Origin of the sequence: Caballeronia sp. J97, assembly GCF_905220305.1 — a bacterium.
GTDB lineage: Bacteria > Pseudomonadota > Gammaproteobacteria > Burkholderiales > Burkholderiaceae > Caballeronia.
The window spans coordinates 85,583-111,628 of sequence record NZ_CAJMZL010000001.1 but is presented as its reverse complement, the minus strand read 5'-3'; the positions used below and the strand labels follow the sequence as shown (position 1 = coordinate 111,628).

General features: G+C 65.2%; 22 protein-coding genes. 15 read left to right on the top strand and 7 right to left on the bottom strand.

The features are described 5' to 3' along the window. The first annotated feature begins 182 nt into the window (after positions 1–182). Positions 183–4,220 carry a phosphoribosylformylglycinamidine synthase gene (gene purL / locus U4Y90_RS00505; RefSeq protein WP_321791116.1) on the top strand — a complete coding sequence of 1,346 codons (4,038 nt, stop codon included), beginning with the start codon at positions 183–185 and terminating at the stop codon, positions 4,218–4,220. Positions 4,221–4,439: 219 nt separating this feature from the next. Beyond that, positions 4,440–6,896, top strand: coding sequence for a family 20 glycosylhydrolase (locus tag U4Y90_RS00500; protein WP_321791114.1), 2,457 nt, complete (start codon positions 4,440–4,442; stop codon positions 6,894–6,896). Between the two features lie 75 nt (positions 6,897–6,971). Here U4Y90_RS00500 and U4Y90_RS00495 read toward each other — a convergent pair whose 3' ends face one another. The 5 genes from U4Y90_RS00495 to U4Y90_RS00475 all read right to left on the bottom strand — a co-directional run bounded on the left by U4Y90_RS00495 (position 6,972) and on the right by U4Y90_RS00475 (position 10,875). Next, positions 6,972–7,754, bottom strand: coding sequence for a peptidylprolyl isomerase (locus tag U4Y90_RS00495; RefSeq protein WP_321791112.1), 783 nt, complete (start codon positions 7,752–7,754; stop codon positions 6,972–6,974). 82 nt (positions 7,755–7,836) lie between these two features. Continuing rightward, positions 7,837–8,151, bottom strand: a complete 315-nt coding sequence (locus U4Y90_RS00490; protein ID WP_321791110.1) for a BolA family protein — start codon at positions 8,149–8,151, stop codon at positions 7,837–7,839. Continuing rightward, the gene (locus tag U4Y90_RS00485; protein ID WP_106855977.1) at positions 8,148–8,684 is read right to left on the bottom strand and encodes a septation protein A; all 537 of its coding nucleotides are present in this window, start codon (positions 8,682–8,684) and stop codon (positions 8,148–8,150) included. Before U4Y90_RS00485 ends, U4Y90_RS00490 begins: the two co-directional genes overlap by 4 nt. A 132-nt stretch (positions 8,685–8,816) precedes the next feature. After that, positions 8,817–9,233, bottom strand: coding sequence for a peptide-methionine (R)-S-oxide reductase MsrB (msrB, locus tag U4Y90_RS00480; RefSeq protein WP_321791105.1), 417 nt, complete (start codon positions 9,231–9,233; stop codon positions 8,817–8,819). Positions 9,234–9,282: 49 nt separating this feature from the next. Then, positions 9,283–10,875, bottom strand: coding sequence for a protein adenylyltransferase SelO (locus U4Y90_RS00475; protein ID WP_321791103.1), 1,593 nt, complete (start codon positions 10,873–10,875; stop codon positions 9,283–9,285). A gap of 106 nt (positions 10,876–10,981) precedes the next feature. Here U4Y90_RS00475 and U4Y90_RS00470 point away from each other — a divergent pair, with 106 nt between their 5' ends. The 9 genes from U4Y90_RS00470 (at position 10,982) to U4Y90_RS00430 (ending at position 20,514) form a co-directional block, all read left to right on the top strand. Then, a complete protein-coding gene (locus U4Y90_RS00470; RefSeq protein WP_321791101.1) occupies positions 10,982–12,655 on the top strand; it encodes a 3-(methylthio)propionyl-CoA ligase in 1,674 nt (557 codons plus the stop codon). A 170-nt stretch (positions 12,656–12,825) separates the two neighbouring features. Continuing rightward, positions 12,826–14,910, top strand: a complete 2,085-nt coding sequence (locus U4Y90_RS00465) for a 3-hydroxyacyl-CoA dehydrogenase NAD-binding domain-containing protein (protein WP_321791099.1) — start codon at positions 12,826–12,828, stop codon at positions 14,908–14,910. Between the two features lies 1 nt (position 14,911). Then, positions 14,912–15,553 (top strand): bifunctional nicotinamidase/pyrazinamidase, encoded by a 642-nt coding sequence (gene pncA / locus U4Y90_RS00460; RefSeq protein WP_321792514.1) that lies wholly within the window; start codon positions 14,912–14,914, stop codon positions 15,551–15,553. Continuing rightward, a complete protein-coding gene (locus U4Y90_RS00455) occupies positions 15,550–16,728 on the top strand; it encodes an acetyl-CoA C-acyltransferase (RefSeq protein WP_321791097.1) in 1,179 nt (392 codons plus the stop codon). Before pncA ends, U4Y90_RS00455 begins: the two co-directional genes overlap by 4 nt. A gap of 81 nt (positions 16,729–16,809) precedes the next feature. Then, positions 16,810–17,112, top strand: coding sequence for a Dabb family protein (locus tag U4Y90_RS00450; RefSeq protein ID WP_321791095.1), 303 nt, complete (start codon positions 16,810–16,812; stop codon positions 17,110–17,112). 5 nt (positions 17,113–17,117) lie between these two features. Then, the gene (locus U4Y90_RS00445) at positions 17,118–17,597 is read left to right on the top strand and encodes a PaaI family thioesterase (RefSeq protein ID WP_321791093.1); all 480 of its coding nucleotides are present in this window, start codon (positions 17,118–17,120) and stop codon (positions 17,595–17,597) included. A gap of 25 nt (positions 17,598–17,622) precedes the next feature. Then, entirely contained in the window at positions 17,623–18,627 is a 1,005-nt protein-coding gene (locus tag U4Y90_RS00440; protein ID WP_321791091.1) for an NADP-dependent oxidoreductase, read from the top strand. 16 nt (positions 18,628–18,643) lie between these two features. Next, positions 18,644–19,504, top strand: coding sequence for an SDR family oxidoreductase (locus tag U4Y90_RS00435; protein ID WP_321791089.1), 861 nt, complete (start codon positions 18,644–18,646; stop codon positions 19,502–19,504). Between the two features lie 50 nt (positions 19,505–19,554). Continuing rightward, positions 19,555–20,514, top strand: coding sequence for an alpha/beta hydrolase (locus U4Y90_RS00430; protein WP_321792512.1), 960 nt, complete (start codon positions 19,555–19,557; stop codon positions 20,512–20,514). A 78-nt stretch (positions 20,515–20,592) separates the two neighbouring features. Here U4Y90_RS00430 and U4Y90_RS00425 read toward each other — a convergent pair whose 3' ends face one another. Both U4Y90_RS00425 and U4Y90_RS00420 read right to left on the bottom strand, forming a co-directional pair. Beyond that, positions 20,593–21,411, bottom strand: a complete 819-nt coding sequence (locus U4Y90_RS00425) for an NRDE family protein (RefSeq protein WP_321791087.1) — start codon at positions 21,409–21,411, stop codon at positions 20,593–20,595. 12 nt (positions 21,412–21,423) lie between these two features. Further along, positions 21,424–22,413: a folate-binding protein gene (locus U4Y90_RS00420; protein WP_321791085.1), complete on the bottom strand. Its 990-nt coding sequence runs from the start codon at positions 22,411–22,413 to the stop codon at positions 21,424–21,426. Between the two features lie 104 nt (positions 22,414–22,517). Between U4Y90_RS00420 and mltG the strand changes: the two genes are divergently transcribed. From mltG to U4Y90_RS00400, 4 genes are read left to right on the top strand one after another with little or no spacing between them, the layout of a single operon-like run. After that, on the top strand, positions 22,518–23,528 hold the full coding sequence (mltG, locus tag U4Y90_RS00415; protein ID WP_321791083.1) for an endolytic transglycosylase MltG: 1,011 nt from the start codon (positions 22,518–22,520) through the stop codon (positions 23,526–23,528). Then, positions 23,529–24,149, top strand: coding sequence for a dTMP kinase (tmk, locus tag U4Y90_RS00410; RefSeq protein WP_321791081.1), 621 nt, complete (start codon positions 23,529–23,531; stop codon positions 24,147–24,149). Between the two features lie 20 nt (positions 24,150–24,169). Further along, positions 24,170–25,210, top strand: a complete 1,041-nt coding sequence (locus tag U4Y90_RS00405; protein WP_321791079.1) for a DNA polymerase III subunit delta' — start codon at positions 24,170–24,172, stop codon at positions 25,208–25,210. Positions 25,211–25,254: 44 nt separating this feature from the next. After that, positions 25,255–26,040 carry a TatD family hydrolase gene (locus tag U4Y90_RS00400; protein WP_321791077.1) on the top strand — a complete coding sequence of 262 codons (786 nt, stop codon included), beginning with the start codon at positions 25,255–25,257 and terminating at the stop codon, positions 26,038–26,040. The last annotated feature ends 6 nt before the right edge of the window (positions 26,041–26,046 follow it).

The window sequence follows — 26,046 nt, the reverse complement described above, 5'->3', positions numbered from 1 at the left end:
CGCCGCTCGGCGCCCGGACCGACCGCCGCGTCCGATTTCGAGACGCTTCCGGGGTATAATCGCGGTCTTCCTTTCGCCTCACGCCGTTTTGCGTGCTCCAGTCCGAATTTGCAAATTTCCGGATTTGCAAACGAGCGAGCGTCGCGCGAGCGGCACACAGACGTCATCGACGCACCGTCACAATGGCCCACTTCTCGTGTTTCCCCGGCGCTTCGGCCCTTTCCGATTTCCGTCAGACCCGCCTTCTCGAAACGCTCGCCCGCATCGACGCGAATATCGTCGGCGTGCGCGGCCAGTTCCTGCATTTCGTCAACTCGTCCGAGCCGCTCAGCGGCGATGACGACAGCCGCATCGCCGCGTTGATGCACTATGGCGCGCCGTTCGAGGAATCGAAGGAGCGCGGCCATGTCGAGACGTTCATGGTCGTGCCGCGCTTCGGCACCGTTTCCCCGTGGGCGAGCAAGGCCACCGACATCGCGCATCATTGCGGGCTGGAGAAAGTGCGGCGCATCGAGCGCGGCGTCGAGTACTCCGTCGTCATGAAAACGGGCTTCCTCGGCGGCAAGAAGGCGCTGTCGGACGAAGCGCGCGCGGCCGTCGCTGATGCGTTGCACGACCGCATGACGGAAAGCGTCGCGGCATCGCGCGACCAGGCGCTGCATCTGTTCGACGAACTGCCCGCCAAGCCGCTGCAGACCGTCGATATCATCGGCACGGGACGCAAGGCGCTCGAAGCGGCGAACACCGAGCTCGGCCTCGCGCTGGCGGAAGACGAAATCGACTATCTGGTGAACGCGTTCGAAGGCCTGAAACGCAATCCGAGCGACGTCGAACTGATGATGTTCGCGCAGGCCAACAGCGAACACTGCCGTCACAAGATTTTCAACGGCGAATGGACCATCGACGGCGAGAAGCAGGACATGTCGCTGTTCCAGATGATTCGCAATACGGAAAAGCTGAATCACGAAGGCACGATCGTCGCGTATTCGGACAACTCGGCGATCATGCGGGGCGGCGTGGCCGAGCGCTGGTTTCCGCGCGGCAAGGACGAGCAGTATCGGCGCAATGTGGAAATGACCCACACGCTGATGAAAGTCGAGACGCACAATCACCCGACCGCCATTTCCCCGTTCGCGGGCGCGGCCACCGGCTCGGGCGGCGAGATCCGCGACGAAGGGGCGACGGGCCGCGGCGCGCGTCCGAAGGCCGGTCTCGCGGGCTTCACCGTCTCGAATCTCGATTTGCCGGACGCGCGCGAGAAGTGGGAAAACGACCGCGACTCCGCCGTGCCGCTGACTTCGCGCAACCCCGCCGACAAGCACGAGCCGTACGGCCGTCCGGACCGCATCGCGTCGCCGCTGCAAATCATGATCGACGGGCCGATCGGCGCGGCCGCGTTCAACAACGAATTCGGCCGTCCGAACCTCGGCGGCTATTTCCGCACCTATGAGCAGAATGTCGCGGGCGGCGTGCGCGGCTATCACAAGCCGATCATGATCGCGGGCGGCATCGGCAATATTTCGGATCAGCACACGCACAAGAACGATCTGCCGGCGGGCACGCTGCTGATCCAGATCGGCGGGCCGGGCATGCGCATCGGCATGGGCGGCGGCGCGGCATCGTCGATGGCGACCGGCGCGAACACCGCCGAGCTCGATTTCGACTCGGTCCAGCGCGGCAATCCGGAAATCCAGCGCCGCGCGCAGGAGGTCATCAACACCTGCTGGCAGATGGGCGAGGGCAATCCGATCCTGTCGATTCACGACGTCGGCGCGGGCGGCATCTCGAATGCTTTCCCGGAACTCGTCGATGGCGCGGGCAAGGGCGCGCGCTTCGAACTGCGCAAGGTGCAACTCGAAGAAAGCGGTCTGTCGCCGCGCGAGATCTGGTCGAACGAGGCGCAGGAGCGTTACGTCCTGGCGATTTCGCCCGCCGATCTGCCCGCGTTCCAGGCGATCTGCGAGCGTGAGCGCTGCCCGGTGGCGGTCGTCGGCGTGGCGACCGAAGAGCGTCAGCTGAAGCTCATCGACGACGCCAACGACGGCCAGGAGCCCGTCGACATGCCGATGGACGTGCTGCTCGGCAAGCCGCCCAAGATGCATCGCGACGTGAAGCGCCAGAACGTCCGATTCACGCCCGTCGACGTCACCGGGCTGCCGCTGTCCGAAGTCGCCGTCGACGTGTTGAAGCATCCGACGGTCGCGAGCAAGTCGTTCCTCATCACGATCGGCGACCGTTCCGTCGGCGGCACGACCGCGCGCGACCAGTTCGTCGGCCCGTGGCAGGTGCCCGTCGCCGATTGCGCCGTGACGACGATGGACTATGCCGGCTTTCGCGGCGAAGCGATGACGATGGCCGAGCGCACCCCGCTCGCCGTCATCGACGCGCCCGCGTCCGGCCGCATGGCCGTGGGCGAAGCGGTGACGAACATCGCGTCGGCGCCGATCGAATCGCTCAACAAGCTGAAGCTGTCGGCGAACTGGATGGCCGCATGCGGCAGCGCGGGCGAAGACGCCGCGCTCTACGACACCGTGAAGGCGATCGGCATGGAGCTGTGCCCGGCGCTCGGCATCAGCATTCCGGTCGGCAAGGACTCGCTGTCGATGCGCACCAAGTGGCAGGACGCGCGAGGCGGCGCGAAGGAAGTCGTGTCGCCGGTGTCGCTGATCATCTCGGCGTTCGCGCCGGTCGAAGACGTGCGCCGTCATCTGACGCCGCAACTCGTCGACGATACGAATACCGTGCTCATCGCGATCGATCTGGGCCGCGGCCGCAACCGCATGGGCGGCAGCATTCTCGCGCAAGTGACGCAGCAAGTCGGCGACGCGGTGCCCGACGTCGACGATCCCGAAGACCTCAAGCGCTTCTTCACCGCGATCCAGGCGCTCAACGCCGATGGCAAGCTGCTCGCCTACCACGACCGCTCCGACGGCGGCCTGTGGGCGACCGTTTGCGAGATGGCGTTCGCGGGTCACGTGGGCGTGTCGCTGAACATCGACATGCTGACGCTCGACGCCGAGCACGAATCCGATTACGGCGACGCGAAAGACTGGGCCAAGCAGACGAGCGGCCGACGCGAAGACCGCACGATCCGCGCGCTGTTCTCGGAAGAACTCGGCGCGGTGGTGCAGGTGCGCGCAGCGGACCGCGACGCCGTGCTCGGCGCGCTGCGCGAGCATGGCTTGTCGGCGTGCTCGCATGTGATCGGCAAGCCGAATGCAAGCGGCGCGATCGAGATTTATCGCGATGCGAAGAAGGTTTTCGATGCGCCGCGCGTCGAGTTGCATCGCGCATGGAGCGAGGTGAGCTGGCGCATCGCGCGTCTGCGCGACAACCCCGCCTGCGCCGATGCCGAATACGACGCGCTGCTCGATGCCGCCGATCCCGGCATTTCACCGGCGTTGACCTTCGATCCGGCTGAAGACGTCGCCGCGCCGTTCATCGCGACGGGCAAGCGTCCGCGCGTCGCGATCCTGCGCGAGCAGGGCGTGAACTCGCATCTCGAAACGGCCTACGCATTCGACCGCGCGGGCTTCGATGCACACGACGTCCACATGAGCGATCTGCTCGAAGGACGCGCGACGCTCGCCGATTTCGCAGGCGCGGTCGCGTGCGGCGGCTTCTCGTACGGCGATGTGCTGGGCGCGGGCGAGGGCTGGGCGAAGACGATCCGCTTCAACGCGCAACTGGCCGACATGTTCGCGGCGTTTTTCGCGCGTCCCGATACCTTCGCGCTCGGCATCTGCAATGGCTGCCAGATGATGTCGAGCCTTGCGTCGATCATCCCCGGCGCGGACAACTGGCCGAAGTTCACGCGCAACAAGTCGGAGCAGTTCGAGGCGCGTTTCTCGCTCGTCGAAGTGCAGAGCTCGCCGTCGATCTTCTTCGCCGGCATGGAAGGCTCGCGCATTCCGGTGGCGGTCGCGCACGGCGAAGGTTTCGCCGACTTCTCGCAGCAAGGCGATCAGGCGAACGCGCTCGTCGCGATGCGCTATATCGATCATCGCGGCAATGCGACCGAACAGTATCCGTTCAACCCGAACGGCTCGCCGCAGGGCATCACCTCGGTGACGACGCCCGACGGCCGCTTCACCGTGCTGATGCCGCACATGGAGCGCGTGCATCGCAACGTGCAGATGAGCTGGACGCCCGGCGACTGGACCACCGACGGCAGCCCGTGGCTGCGCGTGTTCCAGAACGCGCGACGCTTCCTCGGCTGATCGCGCGCATCGTCGAACGAAACACCCCGAAGTCGAACCTTCGGGGTGTTTTGCTTTGCGCGCGTGATGTAACGCTGCCTTTCGACAGCTATCCCAAAATAATCGGCTTGTAAGTTGCGGGTATAGTGAGTCGGCGCGCCGTCGGGCGGCGCGGTTGAGAACGGAGGAGAAATGAGGCATTTGCAATCAAGATATTTAGGAATACAAAAAATATTGACAATGGCGATCGTCGCGACGTCATGTCTCGTCACGGCTTGCGGGGACAGCTCGGACTCCGGTTCGGCCAACTTGTCTCCGACCGCGCGCGCGGCCGCCCTCGGCGCGAACCTCATGGTGCGCGTCGAGATCGACACTAACGATGCGGCGAAATCCGGCACGAATTGCGCCGATCTCGGCGCGGACTGGGCCAGTTGCGCGCGCGGCAAGCTGATTCTCGAGAACACCGGTAGTCGAAGTCTCGCTGCGGGCGGCTGGACGCTGTATGTGCACAGCATCCGCCGCATTCTGATGGTCGAGCATCCCGCGTTTGCGTGGAAACACATCACGGGCGATCTCTACGCGCTCACGCCGCGCGCGGGCGCTTTCACACTCGGTGCGGGCGAGCGCATCGACGTGCCGTTCGTCGGCGAGTACTGGTATCAGCGCTACAGCGATCTGCTGCCGCGTGCCTATGTGGTCGCCGACGGCAACGCGACGCCCGCCATCCTCGAGCACAACGATACCGACGACGAGACGCGTTACGTCGATCGCATTCCGCCGAGCGCGGACAACGCGGCGGCATTCTCCGCGACACCCGCGCAAGTGCAACGCGCACGCGCCGAAGCGGCCCTGCCTTCGGCGCAGCAGACGGCAGCGCGCGCATTGCCGGCCGTGCTGCGGTCGGCGCGCGGCGAAGGCGCGGCGCAGATCGGAGGGATCGATCTGGCCTTGTCCGGGTTGACGTCGTCGCAAGCGGCGGCGCTTGCTTCACGTGCCGCGGCGCTCGGACTGACCGGTGCGGCTACGCGCGTGAGCGGGCAGATCGCGGGCGGTGCGCTGCCGGCCGATATCGCGCGCTCCGGCGGCTATCGGCTAACGATCGCGCAAGGCGGCGTGAATATCGAAGCCTTCGATTCCGCCGGGCTTTTCTACGGCGTGCAGACCTTGCTGTCGCTCACGCCGGCGGGCGGCGGCAGCGTGCCGGCGATGTCGATCGAAGACGCGCCGCGCTACCCGCATCGCGGCATGCATGTGGACATCGCGCGCAATTTCCGACAGCCCGCCACGCTGCGCCGCCTGATCGACCAGATGGGCGCGTACAAGCTCAACCGCCTGCATCTGCATCTGTCGGACGACGAGGGCTGGCGTATCGAGATTCCCGGCTTGCCCGAGCTTACCGAGATCGGCGCAAAGCGTTGCCACGATCTCACCGAAACGCGGTGTCTCGTGCCGCAGCTCGGCTCGGGTCCGGACAATCGCTCCGGCGGCGGCTATCTGAGCCGCGCCGATTATGTCGCGCTGGTGCGTTACGCGGCGGATCGCTTCGTCGAGATCATCCCGGAGATCGACATGCCCGGGCACGCGCGCGCGGCCGTCATGTCGATGGAAGCGCGTTACCAGCGGCTGGCCGCGCAGGGCAACAAGGCGGGAGCGAGCACGTACCGTCTGCTCGATCCGGCGGATACGTCGAACGTCACGACCATTCAGTTCTACGATCGCCGCAGCTTCATCAATCCGTGCTCGGACGGCGCGCTGCGCTTCGCGACGAAAGTCGTCGGCGAAATCGCGTCGATGCACCGGGAAGGCGGCGCGCCGCTCTCCGTGTGGCACTTCGGCGGCGACGAGGCCAAGAACATCATGTTCGGCGCGGGCTTCCAGCCACTCGACGGCACCGACGCCGGGCGCGGGCGCGTGAACCTCGCGGCGCAGGACAAGCCGTGGGGACGCTCGCCGCAGTGCGCGGCGCTGATCGCGTCGGGCAAGGCTGCATCGGTGGACGAATTGCCGTCGATGTTCGCGCGTCAGGTGAGTCAGATCGTACGCGCGAACGGCATCGGCACGATGGCCGCGTGGCAGGACGGCATCAAGCACGCGAACGGCGCGCAGGATTTCGCGACATCGAACATGATGGTGACGATGTGGGACACGATCTTCTGGGGCGCGTCCGACACCGTGCAGATGCTCAGCAGCCAGGGCTACAAGACCGTGCTCGCGCTGCCGGACTACCTGTACTTCGATTTCCCCTATGCGTTCGATCAGCACGAGCGCGGCTACTACTGGGGATCGCACGGAACGGACAGCTTCAAGACGTTCTCCCTCGCGCCGGATAATCTGCCGCAGAATGCGGAGATCATGGCCGATCGCGACGGCAATCCGTTCGAAGTGACGAGCGCGGGGCCGGCGCCGCATATCGAAGGCATTCAGGGGCAAGCCTGGGCCGAAGTGATGCGCACCGATCAGCAGTTCGAGTACATGGTGTATCCGCGTCTGCTCGCGCTCGCGGAGCGCGCGTGGCATCGGGCGGGGTGGGAGCGGCCGTACGTGCAGGGCGAGCGCTACAAGCTCGGCGACACCGACAAGGTCGACAAGGCCGCGCTCGCGCAGGACTGGGCGGGCTTCATGAGCGTGGTTCAGAATCGTGAGTTGCCGAAGCTGACGCGGGCGGGAGCGGTGGTGAGGACGAAGCTGGGCGGTTGATGCCGCATTGAATGGGCTTTCGAAACGACAAAGCCGCCCGAAGGCGGCTTTGTCATGGATGCACGAGCAGCGCGCTTACTTGATCACTGCCTTGCTCCGCAAGCCTTCTTCGAACGCCTGCAGCTTTTCCTGCTGAATCTGCTGCGCGATCTGCGCCTTCACCTGATCGAGCGGCGGCGGGGCGACTTCACGCGAGTCGTCCAGACGGATGACGTGCCAGCCGAACTGCGTCTTTACCGGCTCGGGCGTCACTTCGCCCTTCTTCAGCTTTTCCGCGGCCGCGCCGAATTCCGGCACGTAGGCAGAAGGCGACGACCAGTCCAGATCGCCGCCGTTCTTGCCCGATCCCGGATCCTTCGAATATTGCTTCGCGAGGTCTTCGAAGCTCGCGCCGGCCTTGATCTTCGCGATCAGATCCTTCGCCTGCGCTTCGTCCTCGACGAGAATGTGATGCAGATGCAATTCCTTGCCGCCGCCGTTTTGCTTGACGAGCTGGTCATATCGCGCCTTGATCTCGGCGTCGGTCGGCGTGTTCTTCTTCACGAAGTCTTCGATCAGCGCGCGCAGCACGACGGTCTGCTGCGCGACGGCGATTTGCGCCTTCACGTCTGGGCGCGTCGCGATGCCTTCACGCGCGGCTTCCTGCATCAGGATTTCGCGGTTGATGAGTTCCTCGCGCACCGCCTGCTGAAGCTGCGGCGAATTCTGCTGACCCTGCGCCACGAGTTGCTTCACGAGCGCATCGGCGCGCGACGTGGGAATCGGCGTGCCGTTGACGACGGCGATGTTTTGCGCAAACGCGGGCGCAGCCGCGAATGCAGCCAGCAACACCCAGACGCGGGTTTTTTTCAAAGTCATCGGAGGTTCCTAACTGAGCAAACAGACGCCTTGGAAGGCGAGAATTTAAGAGGCAAGGCTTATCGGTGAACCGCGCGTGGGCTTATTCGAATTGTTCTGCGAACTCCTGCGGCGTGTAAGCCCGGATCGCGAGCGCGTGCACGCCGCGCCGCATTTCCTCGGCCAGCGCATCATACACCAGTCGATGTCGCGCCACGCGCGGCTTGCCCGCGAAGCATTGCGCGACGATCGTCACCGTATAGTGGCTGCCCGCGGCCGCACCCGCATGACCCGCGTGCGCGGCGCTGTCGTCGTCGATATGCACCGACTGCGGCTGCAAGGCCGCGTTCAGACTCGCCTCGAGATGCGCGATCTTGTCCGCGGCCGACGCGCTCATGAAATCGAACGATGCGCTCATTGTCCGTCCTCCTTCATGTATTTCGCGAGCCAGAAACTCTGCGCGACGATGAATACGACAAGACATCCCGTCGCGCCGAAGAGCTTGAAGTTCACCCACTGGTCCGTGGTGAAGTTATACGCCACGAACAGGTTCACGATGCCGAGCAGCGCGAAGAATACCGCCCACGCGACATTCAACTGGCCCCAGACGCGATGCGGCAACACGATCTGCTTGCCCATCATCGCTTCGATGAGATTCTTTCTGAAACCGATCTGCGCGACGATCAGCGCGAATGCGAAGAGCCAGTAGAGCGCCGTCGGCTTCCATTTGATGAACGTGTCGTTGTGCAGCACGAGCGTCGCGCCGCCGAATACGACGACCACGCCGAGACTCACCCACAGCATCGGATCGACCTTGCGATGCCGGAACGCGACCCAGGCGATCTGCACCAGCGTCGCCGCGATCGCAACGGCCGTCGCGGTATAGATGCCCCAGACCTTGAATGCGACGAAAAAGAGGATGATCGGAAACAGATCGAACAGAAATTTCATTGGCGTGCGGACGTGATGGGCATCGAATGGATGCAAGGCGCGCGAGGCGAGAGCGCCCGCTCGGGTCGAGCGGAGCGGGCGCCGGTACGGCTGGATGCACGGGCGCTCCGCGCGCCCATGCCGGGCTCGCGCTTACTTGGGTTCGAATTGTAGCGCAGCCGAGTTGATGCAATACCGCAGGCCGGTCGGCGCGGGGCCGTCTTCGAAGACGTGGCCGAGATGCGCGCCGCAGTTCTTGCACACCACTTCGATACGAAGCATGCCGTGCGAGCGGTCGGTTTTTTCCTGGATCACTTCGCCGTTGATCGGCTTGAAGTAGCTCGGCCATCCACAGCCCGCGTCGAATTTCGTGTCCGATTCGAAGAGCGGCGTGCCGCAACACACGCAGTCATAGACACCGCGCTCCTTGTGATCCCAGTATTTGCCGGTGAACGGGCGCTCGGTCGCGGCGTGGCGCGTGACCTGATACTGCATGTCGTCGAGTTCGCGGCGATAGGAGGCGTCGTCTTTTTGCAGCGGATAGCTCGCCGGGGTGTCGTCTCTGCTCATCTGTCGTTCCTTTGATCTGGCCGGGAAGGCTGGGTATATATGGGCGATCCTACGAAGAACAACTCACTTCGAGCTCGCTCGCCCAGTCGGGCGGAAGGGCGGCGTAGGCTTCGTATTGCGGCTGTTCGTCGTACGGATGACGCAGCACGTCGAGGAGCCGCGTCACTTCCGAGAAGTCTTTTTCGTTCGCCTGGCGGATCGCCTGCTCCGCCAGATGATTGCGCAGCACGTACTTCGGATTCACGCGATTCATCGCCTCGGCGCGCGCGGCGTCGTCGCGCGGCTCGTGAGCCAGACGCTCGCGATACTGCGCCGCCCACGCATCGAACGCGGCGCGGTCGAGGAACAGATCGCGCACGGGGGCGTCCCGGCCCGCGTCGGTTTTCGAGAGCTTCGACAGGTTCCGGAACGTGAGCGTGAAGTCCGCGCGATTCGCATGCATGATTTCGAACAGACCGTTGGCGAGCTTGTCGTCGCCTTCGCGCTCGATGTCGAGGCCGAGCTTCGCACGCATCTTCGCGACGAGAGCGGGCCCGAAACGATCCTTGTAGCGTTCCATCACCTTTTGCGCCGCTTCGACCACGCGCTCGGCACGGCCTTCTTCGGGCAGGTTCGCGCCAAAGAGCGGCACGAGCGCCTGCGCGAGACAGAAGAGGTTCCAGTAGGCGACCTGCGGCTGACGGCCGTACGAATAGCGGCCTTGCGTATCCGAGTGATTGCAGATGTGATGCGCGTTGAAGCCATCGATGAAACCGAACGGGCCATAGTCGATCGTGAGGCCGAGGATCGACATGTTGTCGGTGTTCATCACGCCGTGACAGAAGCCGACCCCTTGCCACTGCGCCATCAGATCGGCGGTCGTGCGCACGGCTTCGTCGAGCAGCGCGAGGTAAGGATCGTCCGCTTCGCGGCAATGCGGATAGAAGCGCTCGATCACGTGATCGGCGAGCATCTTCAGATCGTCGATGCGATCGTTCGAATAGAAATGCTCGAAGTGGCCGAAGCGCACGAAGCTCGGCGCGACGCGCGTGACGATCGCCGCCCGTTCGATGGTCTCGCGCCGCACCGGCAGATCCGAGCCGATGACGGCAAGCGCGCGCGTCGTCGGGATGCCGAGATGATGCATCGCTTCCGAGCACAGAAACTCGCGGATCGACGAGCGCAGCACGGCGCGGCCATCGCCCATGCGCGAATAGGGCGTGCGGCCCGCGCCCTTCAGTTGCACTTCGAGCCGCGCGCCGTCGCGTTCGGCTTCACCGAGCGTGAGCGCGCGGCCATCGCCCAGTTGACCCGCCCACACGCCGAACTGGTGGCCCGAGTACACGGCGGCATACGGCAATGCATCGCCCGGCCAGTCGCGCGTCGGATTGCCGGCGAACCAGGCGGCGAAGGCCTCTTTTTCAGCGCCGGTGGCGACCTGTGGATCGAAGCCGAGCGCTTCGGCCATCTCGCGCGACAGGCCGACGAGGTACGGATCGGGCGCCGGCGCGGCAGGAAGACGGGTGAGAAAAGCGTTGCCGAGCGCCGCGAACGAGCCGGGCTCGCCGACCCGGATCGCGCTCGCGATTTCGCTCACGGAACGCGCAAGGGCGGGGGTCTCGTCGAGCGCGGCGCGCACGGCATTGCTTGGGGAAAACGACATATTGAGCGCCTCTGAGTTAAACGATATTGTAATTCCGCGCCTGCGGGCCTGCAGGAGTGTGGCCCGGCCATCCGACCAGCAATCGACTCATCCGAGGACATCGCCTATGACGTCGCCGCCGCTTCACAGTCATCTCCTTGGCCAGATGATGGAGATACCGTTGCTCGCGTCGTCTCTGCTGTCCCATGCCTCACGCCACTTCGGCGACAACGAGATCGTGTCGCGCCGCATCGAAGGCGATATCCACCGCTACACCTACCGCGATTGCGAGAAGCGCGCTAAGCAGCTTGCGCAGGCGCTGACCGCGCTCGGCGTCGAACAGGGCGAGCGCATCGGCACGCTCGCATGGAACGGTTACAGACATCTCGAATGCTATTACGGCGTGAGCGGCATGGGCGCCGTATGCCACACGATCAACCCGCGACTCTTTCCCGATCAGATCGCGTTCATCATCGATCACGCGGACGATTCATACGTCTGCTTCGACATGACCTTCGGTCCGCTCGTCGAGCTCATCGCGCCGCAGTGCCCCAACGTGAAAGGCTGGATCGCGCTCGGCGATACCGCGTGCATTACCGAGCATCTGTCGAACATGAGCGTGCCGGTCATGAGCTACGAGACGCTCATCGGCGAGCACGACGGCAACTACGAATGGCCGGTGCTCGACGAGCGTCAGGCATCGTTTCTCTGCTACACGTCGGGCACGACGGGCAATCCGAAGGGCGCGCTGTACTCGCATCGCTCGACGGTGCTGCACGCTTACGGCGCGGCATTGCCCGACGCGATGGGTGCATCGTCGAGCGATTCGATTCTTCCCGTCGTGCCCATGTTCCATGTCAACGCGTGGGGCATTCCGCACGCGGGTCCGCTCGTCGGCGCGAAGCTCGTGTTGCCGGGCAAGGATCTCGACGGCAAGTCGCTCTATGAGCTGATGGAGTCGGAAGGCGTCACGTACTCGGCCGGCGTGCCGACCGTCTGGATGAGCCTGCTCACGTACATGAAGCAGCAGAACGTGCGCTTTTCGACGTTGCGGCGCACGGTGATCGGCGGTTCCGCGTGCCCGCCCGCGATGCTGCGCATCTTCGAGGAAGAGTACGGCGTGCAGGTGATTCACGCGTGGGGCATGACGGAGATGTCGCCGCTCGGCACGCTGTCGCGCTTGAGCTTCAAGCAGAAGCAACGTCCGCGCGAAGAGCAGCGTCGCTCGCTGGAGAAGCAGGGTCATACGCTCTTCGGCGTCGACATGAAAGTGGTCGGCGACGACGGCCGCGAACTGCCGTGGGACGGCAAGTCCTTCGGCGATCTGTACGTGCGCGGGCCGTGGGTCATCGACCGGTATTTTCGCCGGGACGACTCGCCGCTCGTCGACGGCTGGTTTCCGACGGGCGATGTCGCGACCATCGATCCGGACGGTTTCATGCAGATCACCGATCGCAGCAAGGACGTGATCAAGTCCGGCGGCGAATGGATCAGCTCGATCGATCTGGAGAACATCGCGGTGTCGCATCCGCACGTGGCGGAAGCGGCGTGCATCGCCTGCTCGCATCCGAAATGGACGGAGCGGCCGCTGATCGTCGCTGTCCTGAAGCCCGGCGCTACGCTCACGCGCGAAGCGTTGCTCGCGCATTTCGAGGGCAAGGTCGCGAAGTGGTGGATTCCGGACGATGTCGTGTTCGCCGAGGAATTGCCGCACACGGCGACCGGAAAACTGCAAAAGGTGCGCCTGCGCGAACAGTATCGCGATTACGTGCTGCCGGGCGCGACCGAAAATTCCGTTTAGCGCTTTCTCCGCGTCCCCGAAGCCCCGGTTCGCCCGCGCGACACCGGGGCTTCGCGCATTTCCACAGCAGAATCCGCATGATCAGCGAGTTTGAACGATCGTGCTTTTTTGTGTATTCTGCGTCGATCAACCACAATCATTCCGATATCTGGTCGACAGGAGGCACCTTCATGGCAGTGGACTACACGATCCGCGGCGGCGTTGCCGTCATCACGCTCGACAATCCGCCCGTCAACGGGCTCGGTCATTCCACGCGCGTCGGCATCGTCGAAGGCATCGAGCGCGCGAACGATGACCGCGATGTGCGCGCCATCGTCATCATCGGCGCGGGCAAGGCGTTCTCCGGCGGCGCGGACATCACCGAATTCAATACGCCGAAAGCCACGCAGGAACCGACGCTGATGACCGTGATCAAGGCGCTCGAAGCGAGCGCGAAGCCCGTGGTCGCGGCGATTCACGCGGTCGCGATGGGCGGCGGCCTCGAACTGGCGCTCGGCGCGCACTACCGCATCGCCGCGCCCGGGGCCCAGATCGCGCTGCCGGAAGTGAAACTGGGCCTCTTGCCCGGCGCGGGCGGCACGCAGCGTCTGCCGCGCGTGCTCGGGCTGGAAACGGCGTTGAACATGATCGTGTCGGGCACGCCGGTGCTGTCGGAAAAGCTCACGCAAACCGCGCTCTTCGACGAGATCGCCGAAGGCGATTTGCTCGAACGCGCGTTGTCGTTCGCGAGCCGGGCCGCCGATCGCGGCGGTCCGTATCCGAAGGTGCGCGATCGCAAGATCGAGCATCCGAACGCCGAGGGCTTCATTCAGTTCGCGCGCAACGGTGTCGCCACGGTCGCGAAGCATTTTCCGGCGCCGCACAAGTGCATCGACGCGATCGAAAAGGGTGTGAAAGAAGGCTTCGAGCGCGGCCTCGCGTTCGAGCGCGAATGCTTTCTCGCGCTCGTGCAGACGCCCGAGAGCCGCGCGTTGCGGCACGCGTTTTTCGGCGAACGCGCGGCCGCCAAGATCGCCGATGTGCCGTCGAATACGCCCGCAAGGAAGATCGAGCGGATCGGCGTCATCGGCGCGGGCACGATGGGCGGCGGCATCGCGATGAACTTCCTCAACGCGGGCTTGCCCGTCGTGCTGCTCGAAACGAAGCAGGATGCGCTCGATCGCGGCCTCGCGACGATCCGGCGCAACTACGAAGCGCAGGTTAAAAAGGGCAAGCTCACGCAGGAAAAAGTCGACGAGCGCATGGCGCTCATCGCACCGACGCTTTCTTACGGCGATCTGGCGCAGGCCGATCTGATCATCGAAGCCGTCTTCGAAGAGCTGGGCGTGAAGGAACAGGTGTTCCGCCAGCTCGACGAATGCGCGAAGCCCGGTGCGATCCTCGCATCGAATACGTCGACACTGAACCTCGACAGGATCGCGTCGTTCACGAAGCGTCCGGGCGACGTGATCGGCATGCACTTCTTCAGCCCGGCGAACGTGATGAAGCTGCTCGAAGTCGTGCGCGGCGAGAAGACCGAAAAGGACGTTCTCGCCACGGTCATGCAGCTCGCGAAGAAGATCAGGAAGACGGCAGTGGTGTCGGGCGTGTGCGACGGCTTCATCGGCAATCGGATGATCGAGCAGTACATCCGGCAAGCGCTCTTCATGCTGGAGGAAGGCGCGCTGCCGGCGCAGATCGATCGCGCGATCGAGAAGTTCGGCTTCGCGATGGGCCCGTTTCGCATGAGCGATCTCGCCGGCAACGACATCGGCTGGGCGATCAGAAAGCGCCGCTATCGGGAACAGCCGGACCTGCACTATTCGCGCGTCGCCGATCGTCTGTGCGAGGCGGGCCGCTTCGGTCAGAAAGCCGGCGCGGGCTGGTACGACTATCAGCCGGGCAAGCGCGACGCGCTGCCATCGAAGGTGGTCGACGACATGATCGTCGCGTATTCGAAGGAACGCGGCATCGAGCGGCGCAGGATCGGCGATGAAGAGATCGTCGAGCGTCTCGTGCTCGCGCTCGTGAACGAAGGCGCGAAGATTCTCGAGGAAGGCATCGCGGGCAAGGCATCGGACATCGACATGGTCTATCTGACGGGCTACGGCTTTCCGCTCTGGCGCGGCGGCCCGATGCTCCATGCGGACACCATCGGCCTCTACAACGTCGAACGCGCGATGCGCAAATACGCGAAACAGGCCAACGGCGAAGCGTGGCGAGCCGCCGCGCGCGTGACAGAACTCGCGCAATCGAACGGACGCTTCAATGACTGAGATGAAACCCATCGAAGACGTATTGCTCGCGGTGGACGTGCAATACGATTTCATGCCGGGCGGGGCGCTCGCCGTCGCGCGCGGCGATGAAGTCGTGCCGGTCATCAACACGCTCGCGCGCAGGTTCTCGCATGTCGTGCTGACGCAGGACTGGCATCCGCGCTCGCATGTCTCGTTCGCGGCGAATCACGCGGGCCGCCAGCCGTTCGAGACGATGACGCTGCCCTATGGCGAGCAGGTGTTGTGGCCGGTGCATTGCGTGCAGGATACGCAGGGCGCTGCGCTGCATCGCGATCTGCATGTGCCGCATGCGCGGCTCGTGATTCGCAAGGGCCATCACGAGCATGTCGACAGCTACTCCGCGTTTCTCGAAGCGGATCGCGCGACGCCGACCGGTCTAGAAGGCTATCTGCGCAACGTCGGTGCGAAGCATGTCTGGCTCGCCGGACTCGCGACCGACTATTGCGTCGCGTGGTCCGCGCTCGATGCGCGCGCGGCCGGCTTCGAAGTGACCGTGATCGAGGACGCATGCCGCGCGATCGATCTGAACGGTTCGCTCGCCAAGGCCTGGCAGGACATGCGCGACGCGGGCGTGCAGCGCGTGACGGCAGAAGAGATCTTGAAAGCAAGGGAGACGACATGACCGATGCAGTGATCGTATCGACGGCGCGCACCGCGCTTGCCAAATCGTGGCGCGGCGCGCTCAACATGACCCACGGCGCGACGCTCGGCGGCCATGTGACGAAGGCGGTCGTCGAGCGCGCGGGCATCGATCCGGCGCGCGTCGAGGACGTCATCATGGGGTGCGCGAATCCGGAGGGCGCGACGGGCATGAACATCGCGCGGCAGATCGCGTTGCGCGCGCAGTTGCCTGTCTCGGTGCCGGGCATGACGGTCAATCGCTTCTGCTCGTCGGGCTTGCAGACGATCGCGCTCGCCGCGCAGCGCGTGATGACGGGCGAGGGCGATGTGTTCGTCGCGGGCGGTGTCGAATCGATCTCGTGCGTGCAGAACGAGATGAACCGTCACATGCTGACCGAGGGCTGGCTTAACCGGCACAAGCCCGAAATCTACTGGTCGATGCTGCAGACCGCCGAGAATGTCGCGAAGCGCTACGAGATATCGAAAGCGCGGCAGGACGAATACGGCGTGCGCTCGCAGCAGCGCGCGGCGGCAGCGCAGGCCGCCGGCAGGTTCGACGATGAAATCGTGCCGATCACCGTCCTCGCCGGCATCGCCGACAAGGCAACGGGTCGCATGTTCACGAAGGAGGTGACGCTCGCCGCCGACGAGGGCATCCGCGCCGACACGACGCTCGAAGGCGTGTCGAACATTCGCACCGCGCTGCCCGGCGGCGTCATCACGGCGGGCAACGCGAGCCAGTTCTCGGACGGGGCGTCCGCATGCGTCGTGATGAACGCGACGCTCGCGGAAAAGGAAGGCCTGACGCCGCTCGGCATCTTCCGCGGCTTTGCGGTCGCGGGCTGCGAGCCGGACGAGATGGGCATCGGTCCGGTCTTCGCCGTGCCGAAGCTTCTGAAGCGCGCGGGCTTGTCCGTCGACGATATCGGCTTGTGGGAACTGAACGAAGCGTTCGCCGTGCAGGTGCTCTATTGCCGCGACCGGCTGGGCATTCCCGACGAGCGCCTGAACGTGAACGGCGGCGCGATCGCGGTCGGTCATCCGTATGGCGTGTCGGGTGCGCGTCTGACGGGCCACGCGCTCATCGAGGGCAAGCGGCGCGGCGCGAAGTTCGTCGTGGTCACGATGTGCATCGGCGGCGGGCAGGGCGCGGCGGGTCTGTTCGAAATCGTGTGAGGGTTGCGCGGCGTTCGGGTGCGCTTCGCCGCACGGCGATTTTTGCTACGCTTCAGTTCTCGTTAGATACCAGGAGTCGCCGTGCTACGTCACATCGTCATGTGGAAGCTGAAGGAAAACGCCGAGGGCGCGAGCCGCGCCGAGAACGCGCAAAAGCTGAAGGCGAAGCTCGAAACCTGCCGCAGCATCGTAAAGGGACAGGGGCATTTCGAAGTCGGCACCGCGCAACCGGGTTTCGACTGCACCTATGACGTCGTGCTCGTCTCCGATTTCGACGACAAGGCCGCGCTCGAAGCCTATCAGGTCCATCCGAAACATCAGGCGCTGAAGGACTTCGTCGCGGCGATCCGCGAAGATCGTCAGTGCGTCGACTACGAAGTGTGAACGCGATGTCCTCTTCCGATCAACCGTCGGGCAACGTCTCGATCGAAAGCCCGTTCATCGACGCGCTCGGCGTGCAGTTCGTCAAGGCCGCGGACGGCGAAAGCGAAGTGCGCATGCCGCTCCAGGACGCGCACATGAATACGTGGGGCATCGCGCACGGCGGCGTCACGATGACGCTGCTCGACGCAGCGCTCGCGCTCGCCGCGCGCAGCGTCGCGGGCGACGGGATCGGCGTCGTCACCGTCGAGATGAAAGTCAATTTCATGCAGCCCGGACGCGGCGAACTGCGCGGTTACGGGCGCGTGCTGCATCGCTCGACGACGATGGCCTATTGCGAAGGCGAGATTCGCGACAGCGAAGGCCACTTCGTCGCGAAGGCGCTCGGCACGTTCAAGTACATGAAGCGGCTCGCGGTCGGGCGCGATATCGTCCGGCAGAAGATGCGCTCCGATCCGAAGGCGACGCCGGGACCGAGCGACGCCTGAATCCAGTTCGCGAAGGAGAAACCACATGGCAGACGCCCAGATCAACCGTCAGGTTTTGCTCGTGTCGCGCCCGCAGGGCGAGGCGTCGGTGACGAACTTCAGGCTCGTCGAAACGCCGCTCGCGCCGCTGCAGGACGGCGAAGTGCGCGTGCGCAATCACTATCTGTCGCTCGATCCGTACATGCGCGGCCGCATGGACGACGCGAAGTCGTACGCCGCGCCGCAACCGCTCGATGAAGTGATGATCGGCGGCACGGTGGGCGTCGTGACCGAATCGCGCAATCCGGCGTTCGAGGCGGGCGATAGCGTCGTCGGCATGCTCGGCTGGCAGGAATACGGCACGTCCGACGGCAAGGCGCTGAACAAGGTCGATGCATCGCGTGTGCCGCTGTCCGCGTATCTCGGCGCGCTCGGCATGCCGGGCGTCACGGCGTGGTATGGACTGAACCGCATCATCGAGCCGAAGGCGGGCGAGACGGTCGTCGTGTCGGCTGCGAGCGGCGCGGTGGGCAGCGTCGTCGGGCAACTGGCGAAGGCGGCGGGATGCCGCGCGGTGGGCATCGCGGGCGGGGCGGAGAAGTGCCGCCATGTCGTCGAGACACTCGGCTTCGACGCGTGCGTCGATTACAAGGCGGGCAAGCTCTACGAAGATCTGAAAGCCGCGACGCCGGATGGCATCGACGGCTATTTCGAGAACGTCGGCGGCGACGTGCTCAACGCCGTGCTCGCGCGCATGAACGCGTTCGGGCGCATCGCGGTGTGCGGGATGATCTCCGGCTACGACGGCAAGCCGTTGCCGATGGATGCGCCCAGGCTGATCCTGACTCAGCGGCTCAAGCTGCAGGGCTTCATCGTCTATGAGCATCTGGATATCTGGCCGCAGGCGCTGAAGGAGCTCGGCGAGCGCATCGCGACCAAGAAACTGCAGTTTCGCGAGAGCATCGCGCAAGGGCTCGAGAATGCGCCCGAGGCGTTTCTCGGCCTTCTGCGCGGGAAGAACTTCGGCAAGCAACTGGTGAAGCTCGTTTAAGCGCGAAGGAAGACACGTGGATCGCTTCGAAGGCAAAGTCGCCGTCATCACGGGCGCGGGCAGCGGATTCGGACGCGAGTTCGCCACCCGGGGCGCGGCGCTCGGCATGAAGCTCGTGCTCGCCGATCTCGACACCGCAGCGCTCGCCGCAACCGTCGAGGCGGTGCGCGCGGCGGGCGGCGACGCGACCGGCGTCACGACGGACGTGGCGGACCCGGCTCAGGTGCTCGCGCTCGCCCGAACGTCGCTCGATGCCTATGGCGGCGTGCATCTGCTCTTCAACAACGCGGGCGTCGGCGCGGGCGGCTTCGTGTGGGAAAACAGCGCGAACGACTGGCAATGGGTCTTCGGCGTGAACGTGATGGGCGTCGCGAACGGACTGCGCGCGTTCGTGCCGATCATGATCGAGCAGAACGAGCCCGCGCATATCGTCAACACGGCGTCGGTGGCGGGCCTGCTCGCCGCGCCCGCGATGGGCGTCTACAACGCGTCGAAGCATGCGGTCGTCGCGCTGACCGAGACGCTTCATCACGACTTGCGGCTCGCGGGCGCGTCGATGATCGGCGTGTCGCTGCTGTGTCCCGCGTTCGTGCCGACGGGCATCGCCAACGCCGAACGCTCGCGGCCCGAGGCGCTCGCCAACGAGACGCCGTACACCGCGTCGCAGAAGCTCGCGGCGCGGCAACTCACGAGGGCGGTGGAGGGCGGCAAGCTCTCCGCGCGCGACATCGCCGAGCTGACGTTCGATGCGGTGCGCGAAGGGCGCTTCTACGTGATCACGCATCCGGGCATCATGCCGTCGGTGCAACTGCGGCTCGACGATATCGCGCAACTGCGCAACCCGACCGATCCGATGTCGCTGAAGCGTCCGCATTAGCGGCGCGCCGTTCGTGGCATCATCGTGTCCCTTTGACGCCCTTTTCGCCGATGCCGCTCAATCCGAAGATCGCGCAAATTCTGGAGATGGTCGCGCGCGCCAATCGACCGCCGTATCACACGCTCACGCCGCAGCAGGCTCGCGCGGCCTACGCGATGAGCGCGCCGATTCTCGATATCGCGCCGTTGCCGATGCAAAGCGTCGAGGACCTGCGCATCCCCGCGCGCGATGGCGAGCGCATCGGCCTGCGCGTGTATCACACGGTCGAGCCGAGCTGGGCCGCACCCGCACCCGCGCTCGTGTATCTGCATGGCGGCGGCTTCACCGTCGGCAGTGTGTCGACGCACGACGCACTGTGCCGCAAGCTCGCGCACGATGCGGGGTGCGCGGTCGTATCGGTGGACTACCGGCTCGCGCCGGAGCACAGGTTCCCCGTCGCGGCGAACGATGCGTTCGACGCGCTGCAATGGCTGGCCCGCGAGGCGCCCACGCTCGGCATCGATCCGGCCCGGCTCGCGGTCGGCGGCGACAGCGCGGGCGGCACGCTGGCGATCGTGTGCGCGGTGCTCGCGCGCGACGCGGGCATCGGCTTGCGGCTGCAACTGCTCATCTATCCGGGCACGAGCGCGTGGCAGAAGAGCGAATCGCATGCGCGCCTCGCCGATGGATATCTGCTTTCCGGCGAGACGATCCAGTGGTTTTTCGCGCAGTATCTGCGCGACGATCGCGACCGCGACGACTGGCGTTTCGCCCCGCTCGACGCAGCGGACGGCGTGCCGGACTTCGAGGGCGTCGCGCCGGCGTGGATCGCGGCGGCGGATCACGATCCGCTTTACGACGAGGACATCGCGTTTGCCGCCAGGCTCGAAGATGCGGGCGTGCCGGTCACGCTCATGCGCTACGAAGGCATGATTCACGAGTTCTTCAAGATGGGCGGCTTCGTGCCGGAAGTGGCGCAGGCGCATGCGGATGCGGTGAGGGCGCTGCGAGAGGCGTTCGACATCACGTAGCCGACGGGCAGCGCATGACCGGGGTCCGAATTTTCCGGCATCGTCGCGACCGTGTACCTTGCGCGACGACGAGGGTGATCACGGCAACTCGAACGCAAACGCCCGCTCGAACGCCCCCGGCCTGACGATGCGGTGCGAGCCGTCATCGTCGCTGCGTTCCTTGATTTCCAGCGCTAACCCAGTCGACGTCAGATTCACACGCAAGGCCGTCGTGCTGCGCGTGCCGTAGTCCGCCGTTTCGATGAACGCCGCCGACAACACGCGCTCACGCTCGATCGAAATTCCCGTCGACGGCAAATGATCGTCGTTCGCGATGCGCGGGTCGCGCAAGGTCTCGATGAGCACATCGAGCGCCGGGCGTTCATCGGCGTGAATCAGATCGCACAGTGCCTCGCGTTGCGCGACGAGCTTCGGCCACGGCGTGTTCAAGAGGCTGTTCGACAAGCCGTGCACGCCCGCATCGAGCAGAGCGGGAGAGGCGTCCGCGCGATTGCCGTACCAGCCGAGTTCGCGTCGCGTGAAGTCGGCGCAAAGAAGATTGAATCCGTTGTACCGATGACCTTCCCGCGCGACGCCGCGCAGATAATCGAGCGGCGCCATGCGCTCGCCGGCGAGAAATGCGCTCACGAGCGTGCCGCGTGTCGGCGCGTTCGGCCGCATCTCGCTCGGAGCGCGATAGTTGGTCAGCGCCGCGAACCGGCCGTCGCGCGATACGCCGAGCCACGTCCCGCCGCCCGTCAGATCGCGGCCGGCGAGCACGCCCGGCGCATCGTGCCACCAGTGCATCGGTTCGGCGTCGCGGCGAAAGAACTCGTCGCGATTGGCCGAAAGCGTCAGCAGCGCGCGGCCGTTTTCAGGCGAAGCCCCGGGCTGCCAGTCGAAGACAATCAGGCACATGCTCGCGCGACCTCAGGCGTCGACGGGAAAAGCGTAGGGCAGCGGCACAAAAGCGAGCGCGGGGCCGGCGGCTGAACCGATATGCACCGAGCCGTTTTCGAGCGCGGCGAGCTTGATCTCCACGAGACAATCCGCGCCGCCGTTCTCCGCGGGCGCCACGTTGACGACGAGCCCGCATGGCTGGCCGGGATCGTCGGAATGAAAGAGTTCAGCGCCGGGCGCCGCGTCGTCGTCGACGTGCGCGAGCGCCGTGCGCCGCTTGATGGTGCCGCGATACTGGCTGCGCGCGACGATTTCCTGTCCCGGATAACAGCCCTTCTTGAAGTTCACCGCGCCCAGAATGTCGAAGTTCACCATCTGCGGAACGAACTGCTCGACCGTCGCGTGAGTGATGCGCGGCTCGCCCGCGTGGATGTCGAGCCAGTCCCACATCTGCTCGGGCGCGCGCTTGAGCTTCTCATCGAGTTTCGCGAGCCGGGCCTCGACCTCGGCCTTCGGGCCGACCCACAGAAAGCGCGGCCGATGCGCCGCATCCGGCACGCGGATCAGCGAGCCGTGCGGGCCTTCGACTTTCACATGCACGCCGTCGGGCAGCGCATCGAAAATGCCCGAGAGCGCCGCGCGCACGTCGCCCGCGAAACCGACCGCCGTCACCTCGGCGCTCGCGTCGGTGAGCTTCGCCTTCGAGCGCAGCACGAACATCGACAGGCGCTTCTGCACGGCGGCCTGCGTGTCCCGCGCGATCAGGAGCCGCACCGCGTCGGCGGTGCGCCACATCAGGAACGAGCCGAGCAGCCGGCCCTTCGGCGAGCAGTAGCCCGCGAGACGCGCGGTCGATGCATCGAGATGCTGGACGTCGTTGGTGATCTGGTTGTGCAAAAAAGAGGCGGCGTCCTCGCCCTTGACGTCGATCACGCCGAACTGGGTGAGCGGCATATATGTGCCGGAGGTCTTGACGGAATCGAAGTCTGAGGCGGCGAGAGCGATGGTCTGGGAATTCATGAGTCGGCGGGTTGTCAATCCTATCGTTTGGGCGCAGGCCGCGGAATGCGGCTCCGGCGCAGGCGGCAAGTTATTATATTGGTCTTATCTCAAGCGTGTTTCGCATGTCCTTTCTGAAGAAATGCGTCGTGGCGGCGGTCCTCGCCGCAATGCTCGCGGCTGCCGGCGCGGGCGGCGTGTACTGGTGGGCCAACCGGCCCATGGAATTGTCGACGCCCGAACTCGACGTCACCATCAAGTCTCATAGCAGCCTGCGCAGCGTGAGCACCCAGTTGAATCGCGGCGGCGTGCCCGTCGAGCCGGAGCTTTTCGTGCTGATGACCCGTGTGCTCGGCCTGTCCGCGCAGTTGAAATCCGGCAACTACGCGTTCAAGACCGGCATCACGCCTTACGAGGTGCTGCAGAAAATCGCGCGCGGCGACGTGAACGAATATGTCGCGACCGTCATCGAAGGCTGGACGCTCCAGAAAATGCGCGGCGAGCTCGACAGCAATCCCGCGCTCACGCACGACACGGCAGGCATGACCGACACCGACTTGCTGCGCGCGATCGGCGCGACCGAAGTCGACAAGGCATCCGCCGAAGGCCTGTTCTTCCCCGACACCTATCTCTTCGACAAAGGCACGAGCGATCTAGCCGTGTACAAGCGCGCGTATCGGCTGATGCAGGCGCGCCTTACCGAGGCCTGGAACACGCGGGCGCAGAATCTGCCTTACAAGACGCCCTATGATGCGCTGATCATGGCGTCGATCGTCGAGAAGGAGACGGGGCGCGCGTCGGACCGGCCGCTCGTCGCGGCGGTGTTCGCGAACCGGCTGCGCATCGGCATGCCGCTGCAGACCGACCCGAGCGTGATCTACGGCCTGGGTCCGGCCTACGGCGGAAAACTCAAGAAAAAGGACCTGCAGACGGACACTCCGTACAATACCTACACGCGCATGGGTTTGCCGCCGACGCCGATCGCGCTGCCCGGCGTGGCCGCCTTGAACGCCACGCTCAACCCCGCCGCGAGCAACGCGCTCTATTTCGTGTCGCGCGGCGACGGCAGCAGCATCTTTTCCGACAATCTGGGCGACCACAACAAGGCCGTCGACAAATACATCCGGGGTCAATGAATGGCGCGCGGCAAGTTCATCACGTTCGAAGGCATCGACGGCGCGGGCAAGACCACCCATCTGAACTGGTTTCGCGAGCGGCTCGAATCGAAAGTCGAGCCGGGCGGCCATCAGGTCGTCATGACGCGCGAACCGGGTGGCACGCCGCTCGGTGAAACGCTGCGCGGCATTCTGCTGAACCAGCCGATGGACCTCGAAACCGAAGCGCTGCTCATGTTCGCCGCGCGCCGCGAGCATCTGGCGCAAGTGATCGAGCCGGCGCTTTCGCGTGGCGACTGGGTGCTGTCGGACCGTTTCACCGACGCGACATTCGCCTATCAGGGCGGCGGGCGCGGGCTGCCGCGCGACAAGCTCGAAGCGCTCGAACGCTGGGTGCAAGGCGGTTTCCAGCCGGATCTGACCGTGCTCTTCGACGTGCCGACCGACACCGCGAGCGAGCGCCGCTCGGCCGCGCGCGCGCCGGACAAGTTCGAGAGCGAGTCGGAGGCGTTTTTCGAGCGTACGCGTAACGAGTATTTGCGCCGCGCGGATGAATCGCCGCAACGGTTTTTCATCGTCGATTCGACCCGGTCCATCGACGAGATTCGCAAAAAACTCGAAGAAGTCGTTGCAAGCCTCTGATTTAACGAAGAAACATATCGATGATCTACCCTTGGCAAACCGGCGACTGGCAGCGACTCCAGCAACTGCGCGCGCACTGGCCGCATGCGCTGTTGCTGCATGGCGAGGCGGGCATCGGCAAACTTCAGTTCGCGCAACATCTGGCGCAGGGACTACTGTGCGAGACGCCCGCTGCAAACGGCGAGCCGTGCGGGACCTGTCCGGCGTGTCGGTGGTTTTCGCAGGGCAATCATCCCGATTACCGCGCGGTGCTTCCTGAAGCGCTGGCGGGACTGGCTGCCGGAGCCGGCGACGCAGCCGATGCGCCCGCCGAAAAATCCGACGGCGACGAAGGCAAGAAGACGCGCACGCCCAGCAAGGAAATCAAGATCGAGCAGGTGCGCGGGCTGCTGGATTTTTGCGGCGTCGGCTCGCATCGGGGCGGCTTGCGCGTCGTCGTGCTCTATCCGGCCGAGGCGCTCAACGTCGCGGCGGCGAATGCGCTGTTGAAGACGCTCGAAGAGCCGCCTTCGGGCGTCGTGTTCCTGCTGGTGTCGGCGCGCATCGACCGGCTGCTGCCGACGATCATCAGCCGCTGCCGTCAATGGCCGATGAGTGTGCCGCCGTCGGACGAAGCGAGCGCGTGGCTCGCATCGCAAGGCGTCGACGATCCGGCGGGGCTGCTCGCGCAGTCGGGCGGCGCGCCGCTCGCCGCGCTTGCGCTCGCCAACGACGAGAACCGCGCGCTGCGCGACTTCACGCTCGCGCAACTCGCCGCGGGCCCGAACTGCGACGCCTTCGCGTGCGGCGAGAACCTGCAGAAGCTGCCGGTGCCGCTCGTGCTTGGCTGGCTGCAGCGCTGGCTTTACGATCTGCTCGCCGAGCGCACGGCCGGACGGCCGCGTTATTTTCCCGGCGCGGCGAAGGCGCTCGCACGTTGCGCGCAAGGTGCCGATCCCGCCGCGCTCGCGCGCTACATGAAGACCGTCACGCGGCAGCGCGCGGTGGAAAACCATCCGCTCAACGCACGCCTCGTGTTCGAGGAACTGTTCGTCGGCTATCGCGGAATCTATACGGCCTGAAGGCATCGAGCGCGCGACGCAGGATACGCATTAAGGAGCACCGGATGTTCGTCGATTCACACTGTCATATCAACTTCGAAGGGCTCGCGGACCGTCTGCCCGACGTGCTCGACAAGATGCGCGCGCACGCGGTCACGCATGCGCTGTGCGTGTCGGTCGATCTGGAGACGCTGCCCTCGGTGCTGGCAATCGCCGAGCAGCACGAGAACGTGTACGCATCGGTCGGCGTGCATCCGGATCACGAGGACGCGAAGGAGCCGAGCGTCGCCGAACTCGTCGAACTGGCCGCGCATCCGAAGGTGTGCGCGATCGGCGAGACCGGGCTCGACTACTATCGCCTGGAAGGACGCAGCATCGCCGACATGGAATGGCAGCGCGAGCGCTTTCGCACGCACATCCGCGCCGCGCATCAGACCGGCAAGCCGCTCATCGTCCACACGCGCTCGTCGTCGGAAGACACGCTGCGCATCATGGAGGAGGAGCGCGCGGGCGTGCCGGGCGGCGTCATGCATTGCTTCACCGAGCCGTGGGAGACCGCGGAAAAGGCGCTCGCGCAGAACTTTCATATTTCCTTGTCGGGCATCGTCACGTTCAAGAAAGCGACGGAGGTGCAGGACGTCGCGCGGCGCGTGCCGATCGAGCGTTTGCTCATCGAAACCGATTCGCCGTATCTCGCGCCGGTGCCGTATCGCGGGAAGCCGAATGAACCTGCGTACGTGAGTTATGTCGGACGTTTCATCGCGCAATTGCGCGAGCAGCCGGAAGACGCCATCGCGCAAGCGACCACCGACAACTTTTTCCGGCTCTTCAAGATCGCGCGGCCAGTCTGAGGGCGG